General features: G+C 63.5%; 13 protein-coding genes and 1 riboswitch. Of the genes, 7 read left to right on the top strand and 6 right to left on the bottom strand.

All coding sequences use genetic code 11. The annotated features are described in order from the left end of the window. Window positions 1-54 precede the first annotated feature (54 nt). The 3 genes from GJ695_RS17260 to GJ695_RS17250 form a co-directional block, all read right to left on the bottom strand. Window positions 55-1,281: a voltage-gated chloride channel family protein gene (locus GJ695_RS17260; protein ID WP_154366836.1), complete on the bottom strand. Its 1,227-nt coding sequence runs from the start codon at window positions 1,279-1,281 to the stop codon at window positions 55-57. 82 nt (window positions 1,282-1,363) lie between these two features. Beyond that, window positions 1,364-1,444: riboswitch (Fluoride riboswitch) on the bottom strand. A 39-nt stretch (window positions 1,445-1,483) separates the two neighbouring features. Further along, on the bottom strand, window positions 1,484-2,506 hold the full coding sequence (locus GJ695_RS17255) for a glycoside hydrolase family 43 protein (protein WP_229261295.1): 1,023 nt from the start codon (window positions 2,504-2,506) through the stop codon (window positions 1,484-1,486). An 89-nt stretch (window positions 2,507-2,595) separates the two neighbouring features. Continuing rightward, on the bottom strand, window positions 2,596-5,565 hold the full coding sequence (locus GJ695_RS17250) for a sensor histidine kinase (protein ID WP_154366835.1): 2,970 nt from the start codon (window positions 5,563-5,565) through the stop codon (window positions 2,596-2,598). Between the two features lie 188 nt (window positions 5,566-5,753). On the opposite strand from GJ695_RS17250, the gene GJ695_RS17245 reads away from it, so the two are divergent. Both GJ695_RS17245 and GJ695_RS17240 read left to right on the top strand, forming a co-directional pair. After that, entirely contained in the window at window positions 5,754-7,259 is a 1,506-nt protein-coding gene (locus GJ695_RS17245; protein WP_154366833.1) for a serine hydrolase, read from the top strand. Window positions 7,260-7,322: 63 nt separating this feature from the next. Further along, complete coding sequence (locus GJ695_RS17240; RefSeq protein ID WP_154366831.1) at window positions 7,323-8,165, top strand: hypothetical protein; 843 nt, start codon at window positions 7,323-7,325, stop codon at window positions 8,163-8,165. Between the two features lie 39 nt (window positions 8,166-8,204). Here the strand turns inward: GJ695_RS17240 and GJ695_RS30500 are convergent, their stop codons facing one another. Continuing rightward, entirely contained in the window at window positions 8,205-9,803 is a 1,599-nt protein-coding gene (locus tag GJ695_RS30500) for a methyl-accepting chemotaxis protein (RefSeq protein WP_154366829.1), read from the bottom strand. Window positions 9,804-10,088: 285 nt separating this feature from the next. Here GJ695_RS30500 and GJ695_RS17230 point away from each other — a divergent pair, with 285 nt between their 5' ends. From GJ695_RS17230 to GJ695_RS17210, 5 genes are all read left to right on the top strand, one after another. After that, window positions 10,089-12,389: a putative bifunctional diguanylate cyclase/phosphodiesterase gene (locus GJ695_RS17230; protein WP_229260280.1), complete on the top strand. Its 2,301-nt coding sequence runs from the start codon at window positions 10,089-10,091 to the stop codon at window positions 12,387-12,389. Beyond that, window positions 12,386-13,267, top strand: a complete 882-nt coding sequence (locus tag GJ695_RS17225) for a phosphate/phosphite/phosphonate ABC transporter substrate-binding protein (protein WP_154366823.1) — start codon at window positions 12,386-12,388, stop codon at window positions 13,265-13,267. Before GJ695_RS17230 ends, GJ695_RS17225 begins: the two co-directional genes overlap by 4 nt. A 96-nt stretch (window positions 13,268-13,363) precedes the next feature. Beyond that, entirely contained in the window at window positions 13,364-14,281 is a 918-nt protein-coding gene (locus GJ695_RS17220) for a bestrophin family protein (protein WP_154366822.1), read from the top strand. A gap of 174 nt (window positions 14,282-14,455) precedes the next feature. After that, entirely contained in the window at window positions 14,456-16,033 is a 1,578-nt protein-coding gene (locus GJ695_RS30495) for a methyl-accepting chemotaxis protein (protein ID WP_154366820.1), read from the top strand. Beyond that, window positions 16,030-16,497: a DoxX family protein gene (locus GJ695_RS17210; protein ID WP_154366818.1), complete on the top strand. Its 468-nt coding sequence runs from the start codon at window positions 16,030-16,032 to the stop codon at window positions 16,495-16,497. The genes GJ695_RS30495 and GJ695_RS17210 overlap by 4 nt, the downstream gene beginning before the upstream one ends. On the opposite strand, the gene GJ695_RS17205 is transcribed toward GJ695_RS17210, so the two are convergent. Together GJ695_RS17205 and GJ695_RS29650 are read right to left on the bottom strand one after the other, a co-directional pair. Next, the gene (locus GJ695_RS17205) at window positions 16,487-17,620 is read right to left on the bottom strand and encodes a response regulator (RefSeq protein WP_154366816.1); all 1,134 of its coding nucleotides are present in this window, start codon (window positions 17,618-17,620) and stop codon (window positions 16,487-16,489) included. The genes GJ695_RS17210 and GJ695_RS17205 overlap by 11 nt on opposite strands. Window positions 17,621-17,632: 12 nt before the next feature. Then, the coding region (locus tag GJ695_RS29650) for a hypothetical protein (protein ID WP_166455402.1) at window positions 17,633-17,856 on the bottom strand (224 nt) is incomplete at its 5' end.

The following is a 17,856-nucleotide window of genomic DNA, read 5'->3' as shown; positions in this document are numbered from 1 at the left end:
CGACCTTTCAAAGAAAACAGACCTTGGTAATGTTGAAGGGTGTTGTGTTTACAGTTAATTAAACTTGCTGTGACCGATGCGCTGGGCGCGATAGATGCCGGTGTGGCCGGAGAAGAAATAGGCGGTGATGCAGCCGATGGCGGCAAGTGGGCCAATCTCGGGGCCGAACAGTTCCATCGCCATCAGCGTGGTGGCGATCGGCGTGTTGGCGGCGCCGGCAAACACCGCGACGAAGCCTATTCCCGCCAGCATCGCAAACGGCAGATGCAGCAGCGGCGCCAGGGCATTGCCCAGCGTCGCGCCGATGTAGAACAACGGCGTCACCTCGCCTCCCTTGAAGCCGGTGCCGAGGGACATGACCGTGAAGCCGAACTTTCCGAGAAAGTCCCACGGCTGCATCGGTTGCTGGAAGGACCGCACGATGTCCGGAATACCCAGTCCGATGTAGTGGTAAGCGTCAAACGCCCAGACCGCCGTGGCAATCACGATGCCGCCCAGCGCCGGGCGCAGCGGCGCGTAGCTGATGAAGCGCTTCGCCAGCGCGCCCAGTTTGTGGGTTGCGGTGGCGAACATCTTCCCCACCAGGCCGAAGACGACGCCGGCGATCGCAACCGCCAGGGCGTTCCACAATCCGAGTGGAACAATTTCGCCTATCGCGTAGTGCGTGTGCTGCGCGCCCCAGGCCAGGCATACGAGATGCGCACCGATCGCCGCCACCACGCACGGAAACAGCGCGTCGTAGCACATGCGACCGATCAGCAGCACTTCCAGCCCGAACACGGCGCCGGCCAGCGGCGTGCCGAACACGGACGCAAAGCCGGCGCTGATGCCAGCCATGAGCAGAATGCGCCGGTCCGCGTGCTCCATGCGGAACACGTGGGTGAGCTGGTCGGCCAGTGCGCCGCCCATCTGCACGGCGGTGCCTTCCCGCCCCACCGAGGCGCCGAACAGGTGGGAGACCAGCGTTCCACCCAGCACCAGCGGCACCATGCGCAACGGCACGACATTGTGCGGATCATGGATTTCATCGATGATGAGGTTGTTGCCGGCATCGACGGTTTTACCCAGCAGGTCATAAATCAGCCCCACGGCAAAGCCGGCGAGCGGCAGCAGCCAGATCATCCAGCGGTGCGACTCGCGCCACGCGGTGGCGGCATCCAGGGAAACAAGGAAAAAGGCGGAAGCGCTGCCGGCCAGCACGGCGACAATGCCGGCGATGATCAGCCACTTGGCCATGTAAAGCGGTAAGGCAAACTGCCCGGAAAAATTGGTATTACGCATATGGTCATCTCTGCTCGAATGAATCGGGCTGACCAACGGCAAGGGATGTGAACGCGAACGCCTACAGCCCCGACCGTGGTCAGGTTCTGTAGACGTCATCAGCCGCGAAGAAAATCACGGCGGTTGATGGAACAACGGGAGGAACGTCATCTCCCGCCATTAATGTAACGGATTGCCGGGCTGCCGTCCAGCGGGATTGCGCTTAAGGGGCCAATGGCCGCGCCGTCACGCCTTCGTTGGTGATGGCCACCGGCTTGATGGTGCCGTCCGCGTTGAAGTACATGCGGTCGATCGCCAGTTCGCGGTGGTTGCCGTCGGTTTCATTGAGCGGACGGCGATGGTAGGCGATGTACCAGTCGTCGGTGCCGGGAATGTTGACCACCGAGTGATGGCCGGCGCCTTTGGCCACCTTGCTGTCCTGCTGAAGGATCTTGCCGATGCGCTTGAACGGGCCGAACGGCGACGAGCTCATCGCGTAGGCCACGCTGTAGTCGGGGCCGGTCCAGCCGCCCTCCGACCACATGAAGTAGTACATGCCGTTGCGCTTGGCCATGAATGGGCCTTCGACGTATTCCGGGTCCGGCGTGATTTCCTTGTAGGTGGTGCCGTCGGGGAAAGGCACGACACTCAACAGGTCCGGCGCCAGCTTGACGACGTTGGCGTGCTTCCAGCCGCCGTAGTACATGTAGAACTGGCCGTCGTCGTCCTTGAACACCATCTGGTCGATCGGCTGCGCGCCGTTGTGGATTTGTCCGACCAGCGGCTTGCCCAGTGCATCCTTGAACGGCCCTTCCGGCTTGTCGCTGACGGCCACGCCGATGCCGCCGAGCTGGTCGTTGGTCTTGATGTCGTTGGCGCCGAAGAACAGGTAGTATTTCCCCCTGTGCTCGATCGCCGACGGCGCCCACACGGCGTAGGCGGCCCACGAGACGTTCTCCACATCGAGCACGTGCGGATGCTTGGTCCAGTGCACCAGGTCCGGCGACGAGAAGGCGTTGAAGAAGGTGATCTTGAGGTATGGCGCCCAGATCAGGTCCGATTGCGCGCGCATGCGCTGCTGCGCCGGCGTGAAGTTTTGCGAAACGTCGGGCGTGCCGTAATCGGCGGAATACGTCGGGTAGATCCAGTATTGTCCGTTGAAGATACGGATTTCCGGATCGGCATACCAGCCCGGCACGATGGGATTGGTGGCGTGCGCGGCAGTCGCCGCGCCTGCCAGGCTCAACACAGCCAGAAAACGGCTTAAACGGTTTATTTTTTTCTTTTGCATCATCGTGCAAGTCTCCAGAAGATTGTCGGGAACGCCCGTGGTCGTCATGCAGCTTTTGCCGGAGTCCGGCGGAACAGCGGTTTCTTGAAGAGTTCACCGGGCATTCTGACCCCGATGGTGAGGCGCACCTGCGTGCCGGCGCCCGGTGCGCTGATGATGTCCAGCGTGCCGCCGGCGCGGTCGGCGCGTTCGCGCATGCCGACCAGGCCCCAGTGACCGGGCCGGTGCTGCGCGGCCAGCACCGTGGCGTCGATGCCGGGGCCGCTGTCGGTGATGCTCATGGTGAAGGTCAGCGCCGTGTAATCGAGCGCCATGCGCACGGGCGAACCGCCGCCATGCCGGAAGGCGTTGACCAGCGCTTCGCGGCCGATGGCGAAGGCTTCGATCTGCACGTCCGGCGCCAGTTTGCGCGGCGTGCCCGAGACATCCATCAGGAAGGCGACGCCGTGCTGCGCCTCCAGTTGCGCGCCGACATCGGCCAGCGCTTTCCTCAGGTCGCCCACGTAGGCGCTGGCGATGCGCAGGTCCATCAGCTGGTCGCGCCCTTCGATGATGACGTCGTCGGCCGCCTTCAGGGCCTGTTCGATCTGTTCCTGCACCGGGTCGGCGGCCGGCAGGCGTTTCTTGATCACGTCGAATCGCAGGATCAGCGCCTGCACGCTTTGCAGGAAGGTGTCGTGCAGCGTGCGGGCGATGCGCTCGCGTTCCGTCGCCCGCTCCTGCAGGCGCTCGCCGACCCGCGCCATGGCGGCGGCGACGCGCCAGCGGTACAGCAGCCACAGCGCGGCCACCGCCGCCAGGCCGCAGCCCAGCCGGAACCAGACAGTCTGCGTCAGCGACGGCGCGATGCGGAAGGCCGTGGCCGCTGCCGTGCTGCTCCACACGCCATCCTCGTTGGCGGCCATGACTTCGAAGCGGTAGTCGCCCGGCCCGAGATTGGTATAGAACGCCTGACGCGCGGCGCCGGCTTCGCGCCATCCGCTGTCCAGCCCGATCAGGCGGTAGCGGAAGCGCACGCGTTCAGGAATGGTCAGCGCGGCCGCCGTGAAGTCGAATTCCAGATTGTCCGTGTGCGCCGGCAAGGCGAGGCCGGCGGCCGGCGCCAGATAAACACGGCCGGCGGTGCGCAGGGCCGTGACAGCCGGCGTGGGCGCCAGCGGATTGCGCTGGATGTGGGCCGGATCGATCCAGCCGACCGTGCTGGTGGTGAAGTACCACAGCTTGCCGTCGCTGCCCGCCACCAATGTCGGCAGCGGCCGGATCTGGGATGGCGTGCCGTCGTGGCCGTCCAGATAGTCGAAGCGTTCGGACGCCACGCGGGCGCCGTCGGCGTCCACCACGGCGGCAGCGAGATCCCTGGCGGCGATGCGCACCAGGCCGTCGGCATCGTGCAGCCACAGCTCGCCGTCCGCCGTTTCCACGATGCCGGAGACGCCACGGAAGTGATTGCCGTTGCTGTCCCTGAGGGCGACGAAGCGGCGGCCGTCGAAATACGCCGCACCCAGTTCGCCGCCCAGCCACAGCCGTTCGCCGCGACGCGACATGGCCAGCACATTGCCGACCGCCAGGCCATCCTCGGCGCCAAACTGGCGTATCCTGTCATTCTCCAGCCGCGCCAGATGATTCTGCGTATAGCCGAACCAGACGCTGCCCTTGGTGTCGGCCAGCAGCGATACCGCCGTCATCCTGGGCAGGTCGTCGCGGCCGTTGCGGGGCCGCCAGTCGCCGTCGCGAAAACCATAGATGCCATGCCGGATGATCGACAGCCACAGCGTGCCCTGCGTGTCCATGGCCATGGCCTGCACGTCGTTATCGAGCAGCGCGGCCGGCTTGTTCCAGGACTGCGCCCTGGCGCCCTGCCAGCGCCACAAGGCGCGATCGGCCGCAAACCAGGCGCTGCCATCGGCCTGGCGGTAGCTGGCCGACACCCGCACCATCGACGTGTTGCTGCGCGTGCCGTCGGCAGCGATGCTGATCGTGGGATGCCGGAGGTTGCCCTGGGTGAACAGGTTGTTGACCCAGATCGCGCCATCGTTGCCGGCCACCACGCTGGGCGCATCCATCCCGACCGGCAGGTCTATCGAGGTCAGCCGCGTTTCGCGGACGCGGTTGATGCCGGCCTCGGTGGCCAGCCACATATTGCCCTCGCGGTCGTCGAGCATGGAACCGAAGCCCTTGCCCACCAGGCCCTGGGCCGGCGTGAAGGTCTTCAGCGGCCGCTGTTCCCGGTCCAGCAGCTGGATGCCGTTGCCGACGCTGACCCACAACGCGCCGCGCCGGTCCGAGGCGTAGCCCATCATCGGCAGATGTCCGTTGTGCAGCGCGAATGGCGCTACCGCAGCGGTGACCGGATTGAAAATCTGCATGCCGTGCTGCTGGCTGTTGATCAGCAGCGTGCCGTCGGGACGCAACTCGCCGCCTTCGACGCCCTCTTGCTGCAACACGCGGCGAAAACGGTGGGAGTTCGGCGCGCTCTGGTACAGGCCGTCGGGAAAATACACCACCATGCCGCCGTCCGGCAGGATGTTGAACGCGGCGGTCGGGCCGTCGGGCAAACCGTCGGCCGCGCCGGCGTGGCGCCACATCGCGCCATCAAGCCAGTGCATGCCCTTGCCGCTGGAAAACCACATCATCCCGCCCGGCATTTTGCCGAAGTGCTGGATGGTCACCTCCGGCACGCCCTGCGCTTGCCGATAGTGGCGGACCGCGCCGTGCTCGAACACGCTGACGCCGCCGTACTGGTAGCCGACCCACAGTTGATCGCCGAAGGCGTCCACGCACATCGTTACCGGCGACAGCAGCTTGTGGCCGTCGATCTGGTCGGTGCGCTCGAAGCGGGCGCCATCGAAATGATAAAGACCGTCGCTTGCCGCGAACCAGATCATGCCGGCGCTGTCCTGCGTCATGGAAAACACCGACGACGGCGCGCCATCTTTTTTCGACCAGCCGGTTTGCAGCAGGCCGCTGCGCCAGTACGCGCCATGGTCGATGTCCGCGGCGCCAGCACAACTCATGGAAATGATCAGGCCAATCAGCAACGCAATAGGTCTGTTATAGAGCAGCATGTCCGGCAGTGAGTTGGCAAAGAGGCACAATCTAACATGGACTGCGCCGACGGTCCATCCGTCTCCGCCCCGGTTGCAGTGTTTAGTCAGTCTAGTAAATATTGGCATCCGGACAAAAACCCGGCACATGCTGTATCGTGGTCATCTTTGACTTTTCTTACCGGGACTATCGCATGAGACGTCTGATCGCTCTGATTTTTTCCTCGCTGTCCCTTCACGCGGGAGCGGCAACCGTATCTGACGAGGTCACCGCGTTTCTGAAGCAAACGATGCAGGAGCAGCGCATTCCGGCCCTGCAGGTGGCCGTCATTCGGCACAACAAGATTGTCAAGCTCGACGCGTATGGCACGGCGAATGTCGAAAACGCCGTCCCGGCCACGCGCGAGAGCATTTTTTCGATCAATTCCTGCACCAAGGCGTTTACCGGCGTTGCCATCATGCAGTTGGTGGAGGCCGGCAAGCTTGGCATCGATGATCCGATTTCCCTGTATCTGGACGACCTGCCCGCCTCGTGGCGCGCCATCACGGTCAAGCAGGTGCTGACGCATGTCTCGGGCCTGCCGAATATTATCGACAGCAAGGAAAATCCGATCGGCGACGGCAGCGATGCCTCGGCATGGGAAACGGTGAAAACACTGCCGCTGGAATTTCCTGCCGGCGAGCGTTTTAAATACAATCAAACCGGCTACGTCATCATCGGCAAGATCATCGACAAGCTGAGCGGGCAACCGTTCGCCCGCTTCATCGAAGAACGCCAGTTCCGCGTGGCCGGCATGCCGCACACCCGCTTCGGCGATTCGTCCGACGTGATTCCCCATTCGGCCGGCGGCTATTCGTATCTGCGCAACGACAACGGCGAATGGAAGGCCGGCGACCGGCTCGCCGCGATTTACGTCGCGTTCCCCGGCTATTTCAGGACCGCCGCCGGCATCCTCTCCACCGCCGAGGACATCGCCCACTGGCTGATCGCCCTGCAAAGCGGCAAACTGTTGAAAAACAAAACCAGCCTCGATGTCCTGTGGTCGAGCGTGGTCCTGAACGACGGCAAGACCGGCGGGATGAACGCGATGCTGAACGGCTCGGCGCTGGGCTGGCCGGTGACGACCAGGGCCGAACATCCGGCCGCCGGCCCCATCGGCGGCATGCGCTCGACTTTCTTCGTCTATCCCCAAGATGATATGTCGGTGATCCTGCTGACCAACCTGCAAGGCGCGAATCCCGAGAATTTCGCCGATGAAGTCGCCGCCTACTATCTTCCCGACATGCATGCGTCGAACGGTTTCGGCCTGCCGCCGCAGATCAAGATCCTGCGTGCGGCGCTGCTGCGCCACGGCTTCGATCGCGCGGCCGCCGTGTATGCGGATCTCAAGGCCGCCAATGCCGCCTTCCATCCAGGCGAAGAGGAAATCAATGACTGGGCCTACCTGCTGTTTGCCCAAAAGCAGCCGCGGCAGTCAATTGCCGTCCTCACGCTGAACACGGAACTGCATCCCGACAGCTGGAACGCCTTCGACAGCCTCGGCGAAATATTCCAGAAGACGGGCAACGAGACCAAGGCCGTGGAGAATTACCGCCGCTCACGACAGCTCAATCCGGGCAACACCAACGCCACCGCGCACCTCAGGGAAATGGGCGCGACCTAGCGCAGACCGGACGGCTGGAACCGGTGTTAGGCTACAATTCCGTTTTCTCCCGGAGCCGCGGAAATGATTTTCAAGCTGCGATGTCTTTGTTTTTCCGCTTGCACCCTGTTTGTATCGGCCTCATCAATATCAGCCCCCGTTCCGGCATCCGGCGTTGCGCCGCTTGAATTGCGCATCGCCGTGGTGTCGGATGGCCGCGCCGACTACTTCGCGCGCCTGCTGGAAGAGTCGTTGAAGCTGATTCAGCAGCCCTATCATATCCAGTATGTGCAAGACATTCCCGCCCGCCGCATGTGGTGGATGCTGGGCAGAGGCGACATCAATGTCTTCTACGGCATGCAGTCGAAGGAAAAGGATAACGATAAACAGCTCGTTCCGGTACGTAACTCGCTGACCAATGGCTTGATCGGCCAGCGCGTGCTCCTGATACGGCGGTCCGACACCGAGGCCTTCTTGCAGGTCCGCTCGCTGGGCGACTTGAAGCAGACCGGGCTCATCGCCGGCTTCGGCGCCGGCTGGGGCGACACCCGGGTGTGGAAGGCGTCCGGCTTGCCGCTGTACGAGCATGCCGCCCCGTGGAACACGGTGTATGCGATGGTGGCGGCGGGCAACCGCCACGTCGACTATCTGCCGCGCGGCGTCATCGAGGTGCTGGCGGAGGCGCGCGCCCATCCCGAATTGGTGGTCGAGCAGCACCTGCTGCTGGCGTACAAGGCCGACTTTGGTTTCTACCTGAGTCCGTCAGTCGCCCACTATCGACCCATCATCGAGCGGGCCTTGAAAGCCGCCGAAGCCAGCGGACTCAAAGCGCGCCTGATCGACGAGGCGTTCGGCGCGGACATCAAGGCGCTGAACCTGAACCGCCGTTTGCGCCTGCAGCTTCCGGCTGCGCCGGACCAGCGATAAAACCGCCCTGCCGCAGCGCGCCGTGGCCCGGATACAGCGCTAACCGCCGTACGCCAGCGTAAGCGGCGCTGGTTTTGACGGCAGCTCCTGCAGGCGGAACAAGCTCACGATCTCCGCCAGACGGACAGACTGCTGCTGCATCGACTGGGCGGCAGCGGCGGCCTCCTCGACCAGCGCGGCGTTTTGCTGGGTGACGCCGTCCATCTCCGTCACCGCATGATTTACCTGGCCGATTCCTTCGGATTGCTCTTCGCTGGCGACCGCGATTTCGCCCATGATGTCCGTCACGCGGCCGATGCTTTCGACGACGCTTGCCATGGCCGCGCCTGCCTCATCGACCAGTTTGCTGCCTGTTTCAACCTCGGCAACCGAGTTGTCGATCAGCTGTTTAACTTCCTTCGCCGCCGCCGCCGAGCGCTGCGCCAGGTTGCGGACCTCCCCTGCCACCACGGCAAAACCGCGCCCCTGCTCACCGGCGCGCGCCGCCTCCACCGCCGCATTCAAGGCCAGAATATTGGTTTGAAACGCGATGCCGTCGATCACGCTGATGATATCGACGATCTTGCGCGCGGAAGCGTTGATGGCCCCCATCGTGTCGATGACCCGCGTCACCACCACGCCGCCATGGGCGGCAGCCTCGGACGCCGAGCGCGCCAGGCTGTTGCCGTGGCGCGCGTTGCCGGTGTTCTGCCGCACCACGGAGGTCAGTTGTTCCATCGAGGAGGCGGTTTCCTCCAGCGCGCTGGCCTGCTGGTCTGTCCGCTGGGATAAATCCATATTGCCCGTTGCGATTTCGCTGGACGCTTCAGCAATACTTTGGGTGGCGCTGCGCACATCGCCCACCATCATCGCCAGCTTGTCGCGCATGGCCCGCATTGCGAACAGCAAGCTGGCATGATCGTCAGGCTTGATATCGATCGGCACGCACAACTCCCCTTCCGCGATTTTGCTCGCAATCTCGGCGGCATAGTTCGGTTCGCCGCCCATCTGCCGGATCAGGCTGTCGGTGATCACCCACGCCAGGGCCGCGCCAAATACGGCGGCCAGCGCCATGAAAATAATGGATTGGGTACGGCTTGACGAATGAGCGTCCTCCGCCTGCCGCACCGCCAACTGCATTTGCCGCTCCTCATACGCCACCATCTCATCCATGGCGTCCAGGGTTTTGCGCTGGAGCGGCTGCAGCTCCTTGAGCAGCACCTGCACTGAGCCGGCCTTGTCGCCGGCCGCCGTCAGATCGGCCATTTTTTTCACGACGTTAATCGACGCCGCGCGCGTGGCGACGATTTTGTCCAGCGCGGCACGCTCGCCGCCACTGGCCACCATCCCGTCCAGCAGTTCGAAGCGCTTTTTATAGACCGCCCGGTTGTCTTCCAGGCGCCCGGTTTCGGCGGCAATGTCCTGTTGATCGGTCATCAACGCCACATTGCGGGCGTTCAGAATCGCTTCCATCACAGATTGGCGCATGGCAACAATATGCCCGACTTTCACATTTTCGACGTTGACGATGCTGTTCAGGGTGGCCTGCATGGTCGACATCCGGACCAGGCCTGTGATCGCCAACGCGACCATCATCAATAACACGAGTGCAAATCCCCCAGCCAAGCGCGTACCTACCCTGAGATTGGTGATCGACATTTAAAGCTCCCAATGTTGGTACTGAAGTTTAAGAAACTTTTCTTGTGTAAGCGACAAAATACGAGATTTTCCAGCCAAAAACAATCCGGAGTTATTTACACAACAGACTAAGCTTTAGGGCTATTTACAAGCGCGGAAAAGGCCGTACCAGCAGGGGAAACGGCGCATGTCACAGAAACGTCATCTTGTTTTGATACCATGGGGAAATTTTTACGCTTTGCAATACCACTTGGCTCCGCCAACCCCATGCTTTCATTTCTTGCTGCTTTCAAACGTCGTAGCGCTTTGCTCCTCACCAGCCAGCATACGTTGATTCCCGGCGCCTTCGTCCTCGGACTGGCCCTGCTGATCTATCTGTGGGCCCTGCACTTCACCCGCATCCAGAACGAAAAAAAGCTGGCGCTCGAGGCGACCACGGAAAGCAGCCGGAATATCGCCACCATCGTCGCCACCAATCTGGAAGAGGTATTGGGCAGGTCATCCCTGTACGCGCGCATCACCAGCAGCAACGCCCCGTCTCCCGCCGCAAAAAGCCTGCACTTCAATCCCCAGCAGGTCGGCGATTCCGCGTACCTGCGGGCGGCGGTGTACGACCAGGACGGCAAGCTGGTTTATTCGTCGGCACACCAGCGCACGGAAACCGAATTGCAGCCGCTGCTCGATCAGGCGCTGCGCGGCGGCCAGCCCACCGATTCGTCACAGGTGCTGATCGGCCATCCCCCCGTCGACGGCAACGGCGCCTGGCGGCTGCCCATCCTGGTGCCGCTTGGCGACGAGCGCCGGGGCTACTACGGCGCCATCCTCGACCTGGGCTACATCCTTTCCCGCTACCGCGAGGTCGAGCTTGGCCAGGGCGGCAGCATCGAGCTGATTCATTCGGATGGTTTGCCGTTGGCCGTCCTGCGCGAAGGCGCCCTGTCCTTCGACACCCGATTGCCGGGCTCGCATTCCACGCTGCCCGGCGACATGGACGCGTCCACGTTTTCCAGCGGTCCGACCGACCTTGGCTATCTTTCCTCGGTACACAGCCTTGCGCACTACCCGATTCAGGTCGCCGTGACACAGAATTCGGCCGTGGTGCTGGGCAGGCTGGCGGCCCAGCACCAGGCCTATCTGGTGCGCACCCTGATCTTCTCGGCGGTGGTCATCCTGGTCATCCTGGTGGTGGTGTTCAGCCTGCGGCATCAGCATCGCCTGCACCAGGCGGTGGCCAGTTCCGAGCAGGAAAAAAAGAAACTGATCGACCTGCTGGAGCAGGAAAAGACCCGGGCGCTGGCGCTGGCCTCGCACGATTACCTGACCGGCATCCCCAACCGCCGGCAATTCCAGCAGCTGGCCTCGTCCGAACTCAAGCGTGCCCGGCGCAGCAGGAATTTGTACGCGCTGCTGTTCTTCGATCTCGATCGCTTCAAGCTGGTCAATGACAATCTCGGGCATGCGGTCGGTGATCTGCTGCTGAAGGCGGTGGCCACCCGGCTCCAGGCAGCGGTGCGCAACTACGACCTGGTCGCGCGCCTGGGCGGCGACGAATTCGTCGTGCTGCTGTCCGAGATTCCGTCCGAGGAGTTCGTCAGCCAGCTGGCCGCCAACCTGGTGCGGGAACTGTCGCAAACCTACGTCAACCTCGACGGCCACAACGTCGAAACCAGTCCCAGCGTCGGCATTGCGCTGTATCCGCGCGACGGCCAGAGCGTGGACGATTTGTTGCTCCATGCCGATCATGCCATGTACAGCGCCAAGGCCAGGGGACGCGGCGTGTTCCGCTTTTACGACGCCTCGCTGAACGCCTCGAGCGCGCGGCGCTCGGAACTGGCTTCGCGCTTCAAGTCCGCCATGCACGACAATGAATTCTGCCTGCACTTCCAGCCCAAGGTGGCGCTCGACGACTTCGCTGTGGTCGGTCTTGAGGCGCTGATACGCTGGGACCATCCCGAACACGGCCTGATCTTCCCCGGCGACTTTATCCCGCTGGCCGAAGAGCAGAACTACATCATCCCGCTCGGACGCTGGGTGATCGACGCCGTCTGCCGCCAGATCGCAGCGTGGCACGCCGACGCTGTGCCGCTGGTGCCGGTGGCGATCAACGTTTCCGCGCACCAGTTGCGCGACAACCTCCTGCCCGAGGATGTGATCGCATCGCTGGTGCGCCATGATGTCAATCCCGCATGGATCGAGATCGAAATCACCGAGAGCAGTCTGATCGAAGACACCCAGCTGGCGCGCCGCAACCTGGAGTCGCTGGCCGCCATCGGCATCAAGATCGCGCTGGACGACTACGGCACTGGCTTTTCCGGTCTGAGCATGCTGAAACAGCTGCCGATCAACGCCGTCAAGGTGGACCGTTCCTTCATCCGCGACATCCGCAACGACACCGACGACGCGGTCATCGTCGCCTCGACCATCTCGCTGGCCCACAACCTCGGACTGATCGTGGTGGCCGAAGGCGTGGAGAGCAAAGACCAGTTGCTGCACCTGAAGGCGGCCGGCTGCGACCAGGTACAGGGATTCTTCCTGCAGCGCCCGGTGTCCGCGCAGGACATCGCGCCGCTGCTGCGCAAACGCCACTACACCTTTCCTTCGCCATGAACATCGCTCGCTCCCGCCGGTCACTGGTTCCCCTGCTCCTGCTTGGCTGGCTGTGGCTGCACGCCGGCGCCGTCACCGGCGCCGAATGTGAAAACCCCGCTATGCTGCGCATTTCGATCATTCCATCGGGAGACCTCAAGAAGGACATGCTCGCGCATCAGCCGCTGGTGCAGGAACTGCGCGCGGCGCTCGGCATTCCGGTCGAGATTTACGTCCCGCCCTCTTACGGCGCGGTGGTGGAAGGATTGTTGTCCGGCGCCATCCAGCTGGCCCGCCTCGGCCCCGCCAGCTATGTCGCGGCCAAGAAGGCCGATCCGCAACTGACGGCGTTCGCCAGCTTTGAGCACAAGGCCAACGCCTACCAGCAGGCCGGCGCCTTCTACCACTCGCTGCTGATCGTGCGGGCCGACAGCGGCATCGGCAATATCGCGGCGGTGCGCGGCAAGCGCCTGGCGTTGGTCGATCCGCAAAGCACCTCGGGCGCCCTGATTCCCCGGCATGTCTTCGCCAGGCAGGCCGGCCAGCCGCTGGAATCCTACTTCGGACAGATCGGCTATACGGGCAGCCACGTGCAGTCCGTCAGCCGCGTCCTCGACGGCCGCGCCGACGCCGCCTTCGTCGGCAGCGTCAACCTGGCGGCGGCCATCACCGACCCGGCCGCCATGCAGAAAGTGCGCGTGATCTGGCGCTCGCAAGCGTTCCCCCTCGATCCCTTCGTGTACCGCGGCCAGCTGTGCGAAGGGCTGAAGAAAAAGATCCGCAGCGTCTTCCTGAAAGGCGACGGCGCGCGCCAGGCCGCCGTGCTGGAAAATATCGACGGCGTGCGATTCGTGCCCATCTCGGATCAGGACTACCAGGCGGTCCGCGACATCTATTGACTGCGGTAAAAGATCCAGCGCCATGGAGGCCGTTCAGATCGCCAGGCCCATAAAAGGGGTAACATAAGCACTTCCCAATCACTGCGCCTGCCATTCATGATCGTCAGACCTATGCAGAGCTGGTTCCGGATGCTATTCATCTGGAATGGCTCGGTCCTGCAAACCATCATTCCGCAACTAATCCTGCTGGGACTACTCAGTACATTGGCAGTCTTTACCCACGGAACAGTGTTCGGCGAGAAAATCCCGCTGAGTCCCGCGTCGTTTACCCTGTTCGGCCTGACGTTGGCGGTGTTCCTGGTGTTCCGCAACAATGCGAGCTATGCCCGGTTTATCGAAGCCCGCACCGCCTGGGGCAATTTCCTGATCGCCGCGCGGGCGCTGACCTCGCAAATCCTGAGTTACGTCCCGGGCCGCGAGAACCGGGAACTCAAACTGCTGCTGGCAAATGAAATCATCGCTGCCGCGTACGCGCTGAAGCACCAGCTTCGGGGCAGCGACGCCACCGAAGACTTGAAACGCATCCTGGGGCCGCAGCGCGCCCGCGCCATCCAGGACAAGGCATACGTCCCGGTTTATTTGCTCAAGGATGTGCGCAACCGGCTGGCGCACCTCTGCCAGACCGCCGATCATGGTTCCATCCGATGGATGCTGGATACGCAAATCAACGAGATGGAAAAATGCATCGGCGCCTGCGAACGCATCAAGTCGACGCCCATCCCATTTGCCTACAGCGTGCTGCTGCACCGGTCTGTCTACGCGTATTGCCTGTTCCTGCCATTCGGCCTGGTCGACTCCTCGGAATACCTGACGCCGGTTCTGTGCGTCTTCATCTCTTATACGCTGATCGCCCTGGAAGCCATCGCCAATGAGGTTGCAGACCCGTTTGGCGTTGCCCCGAACGCGCTCCCGCTCGATGCGATTGCCCGAACGATCGAGCGCTCGGTGCTTGAATTGTGCGATGAAGACATCCCCGCCGAGCTTGAACCCGGCAGTTCGTATCAACTGACCTAGCTCGCGATTGGGCGAAGGCCGCGCCGGCGACTCTCAGCCGCGCCGGAGTCCATGAAAATAACGATCCTTGTCTGTAAGAGTTTAAGCACGGCGCCGACTAACGGCACGTAGTCTCTTCAACTCGACAAGGATCGCAATCATGCACAGCAACACTCCGGATCAGGCGGCCACCGCATGAAGTGGACCAACTTCAGGATCAAAACCAGGCTCGCCATCGGTTTCAGCACACTTGTCGCGCTGATGCTGGTCATGATCATCACCAGCATCGGCCGCTTTGGCGCCATCAGCGCCAGCACCACCGACATTGTCGAACGCGACTGGCCCAGCGCGTCCGCCGCCGCCACCATCGACGCCGCCGCGCGCGAGGATGCGCGGCGCCTGCTGGCGCTGTTCATCGTGCACGACGTGGCCGAACGCGCCAGGCAGTATCAGCGCATCGACAAGGACAAGGTGGTCATCGACGCCGCGCTGGCGCGGCTGGCGCAACTGGCCGGCACGGCGCAGGAACAGGCGCTGATGACCCAAATCCAGGCCGCGCGCAAGCGCTACAGCGAGGTGTTCCTGGACGCCGCCCTGCTGGTCGAGGCCGGCGCCGCCGACAACGCCGCCGCCGCGATGAACCGCGAGGTGTTCCCCGCGCTCGATCACCTGCTGGACCTGACCGCACGCATGGTGCAGTTCCAGCAAGCCGATATCGAGCGCGGCGCGGCCGCCGCCGCCGGCCACATCACGGCCTCGCGCCGCCTAATGCTGGCCATCGGCGCCGTAGCGCTGGTGGTGTCGGCGCTGCTGGCGCTGACCATCACCGCCTCGATCACCGCGCCGATGCGGGCCGCCGTGCAGGTGGCGCAGTCGGTTGCGGCCGGCGACCTCACCACCGACATCCGCGCCAACGCCAAGGATGAAACCGGCGCGCTGCTGCATGCGCTGCACCACATGAACGCCAGCCTGGTGCACACGGTCAGCCAGGTCCGCCACAGCACCGACACGATCGGCGTCGCTTCCAGGAATATCGCGGCCGGCAACCTGGATTTATCCGGCCGCACCGAGGCGCAAGCCAGTTCGCTGGAGCAGACCGCCAGCTCGATGGAGCAGCTGACGGCCACCGTGCGGCAAAACGCCGACAATGCGCGCCAGGCCAACCAGCTGGTGATTTCGGCGTCAACGGTGGCCGGCCGGGGTGGCGAACTGGTGACTCAGGTGGTGCACACCATGGGATCGATCAAGGAAAGCTCGCGGCGCGTGGCCGATATTATCGGCGTGATTGACAGTATCGCCTTCCAGACCAATATTCTGGCGCTGAACGCGGCGGTGGAAGCGGCCCGGGCCGGCGAACAGGGGCGCGGCTTTGCCGTGGTCGCCACCGAGGTGCGCAACCTGGCGCAGCGCTCCGCCACCGCCGCGCGCGAAATCAAGACGCTGATCGACGACGCGGTGCAGCGCATCGACAGCGGCAGCGCCGTGGTGGACGACGCCGGCCAGACCATGGGCCTGGTGGTGCAGTCGGTCCATCAGGTGGCCAACATCATGGCCGAGATTACCGCCGCCAGCAACGAACAAAGTCTGGGCATCGTGCAGGTCAACGAAGCCATCGCGCAAATGGATGAAATGACGCAACAGAACGCCGCGCTGGTGGAACTGGCGGCGGCAGCGGCGCGCAGCCTGCAGGATGAAGCCGAAACCCTGTCGCACTCGGTCAGCATCTTCAAACTGATTCCTCCCACTGAAACCGCAACGAAAGCACTGCAATGAAAAATCTTCTTGTTCCTTTCCAGGCCCTGTCCCGCCACGACGCCGTCATCAGCGACTGGGCCGGCGGCCTGGTCAGTCTGGCGTTGCGCCTGTATGTCGGCTGGCAGTTCTTCAAGGCCGGCATGGTCAAGCTCAGCGACTGGAATGCGACGCTGACACTGTTCCAGTACGAATACCACGTGCCCCTGCTGTCGCCGCACCTGGCGGCCTGGCTGGGCGCCGGCGGCGAACTGGTGTTTCCTGTCTTGCTGTTTATCGGCCTGCTGGGCCGGCCGGCCGCGCTGGGGCTGCTGTTCGTCAACATCACCGCCGTGCTGTCCTACCCTGAGCTGTTCAAGGCGGAGTGCCCGGCCGGCATCAATGACCACTTCTACTGGGGCATCCTGCTGCTGGTGCTGGCGGCGTTCGGCTCCGGCCGGTTCTCGCTGGATGCGCTGCTGAAACGCTACGGCTTCAGCCGCTGAATTTTTCCACCTTGGCGCGCGCGGTTTCCATGTCCAGATCGGAATCCGCGTAGCGCTCGGCGATATCGACGAAGATGTGTTGTACCGCCAGGAAGGCATCCACCATGTCCGGATCGAAATGCGATCCGCGTCCCTCGGCGATGATCGCCGCCGCCGCCGCGTGCGGCATGCCGTCCTTGTAGACGCGCCGGCTGATCAGCGCGTCGTAGACATCGGCCACCGCCATCAGCCGCGCCGACACCGGAATGGCATCGCCCGCCAGTCCTTGCGGATAGCCGCTGCCGTCCCACTTTTCCTGGTGGCTGTAGGCGATCTCCTTGGCAAACTTGAGAAATTCCACTTCCAGCCCGAGTTCGCGCTCGGCCTGCACAATGGCGTCGCGGCCCAATGTGGTGTGGGTTTTCATGATCTCGAACTCGTTGCCTTCGAAACGCCCGGGCTTCAACAGAATCCGGTCCGGGATGCCGACCTTGCCGATGTCGTGCAGCGGCGCCGACTTCTGCAGCAAGTCGATGACGTGGTCGGTCAGGAAGGCGCGGAATCTCGGGTGGTCGCGCAGTTGCAGCGCCAGTGTCCGCACATAGTGGGCGGTGCGGCGGATGTGGTTGCCGGTCTCGTTGTCGCGGGTTTCCGCCAGCGAGGCCATGGCGTGGATGGTGACATCCTGCAGGGCGACGATCTCGCGCGTGCGGCGCTGGACTTCGGCTTCGAGGAAATGGTTCTGGTCGCGCAGGAAATCGTGCACGCCTTTCATCGCCAGCTGCGTCCTGACGCGGGCCAGCACCACCGGCGCGGAAATCGGCTTGGTGATGTAGTCGGCGGCGCCCAGGTCAAAGCCCAGCTGTTCATCGACCACATCGCTCATGGCGGTGACGAAGATCACGGGAATGTGGCTGGTGGCCGGCTGGGCGCGCAGCACTTTGCACACCTCATACCCGCTCATGCCGGGCATCATCACGTCCAGCAGCACCAGGTCCGGATGGGGCGCGCTGCCGGCGATCTTCAGCGCGCGCTCGCCGTTGGTGGCGATCCTGGTGCGATAGTATGGTTCCAGCACGGCGCACAACAGGTCGATATTGTCAGGCGTGTCGTCCACCACCAGGACCGTGGGTTCAGGGCGCATGCGGCCTCCTCTCTACAGATTGATGTTCAGTTCAGCCGCAGCGGCGGCCAGCGTGGCCTGCGCGGCATCGAAATCGTATTTCGCCAGCAAGCGTTGCAGCCGTTGCGCATGCGCGGGGCAGCCGGCGGCGGCCAGCAGCGGCGCAATCTGCGGCAGCAGGCGCACGGCGGCGCTGTCATCCTGCGCCAGCAGCCGGGCCATGTCGCTGGCCAGCGCCGCCAGCGCGGCGTGGTCGG

This window comes from Duganella alba (assembly GCF_009674495.1).
GTDB classification, from domain to species: Bacteria; Pseudomonadota; Gammaproteobacteria; order Burkholderiales; family Burkholderiaceae_D; genus Rugamonas; species Rugamonas alba.
This window is presented reverse-complemented; position numbering and strand designations above follow the sequence as displayed.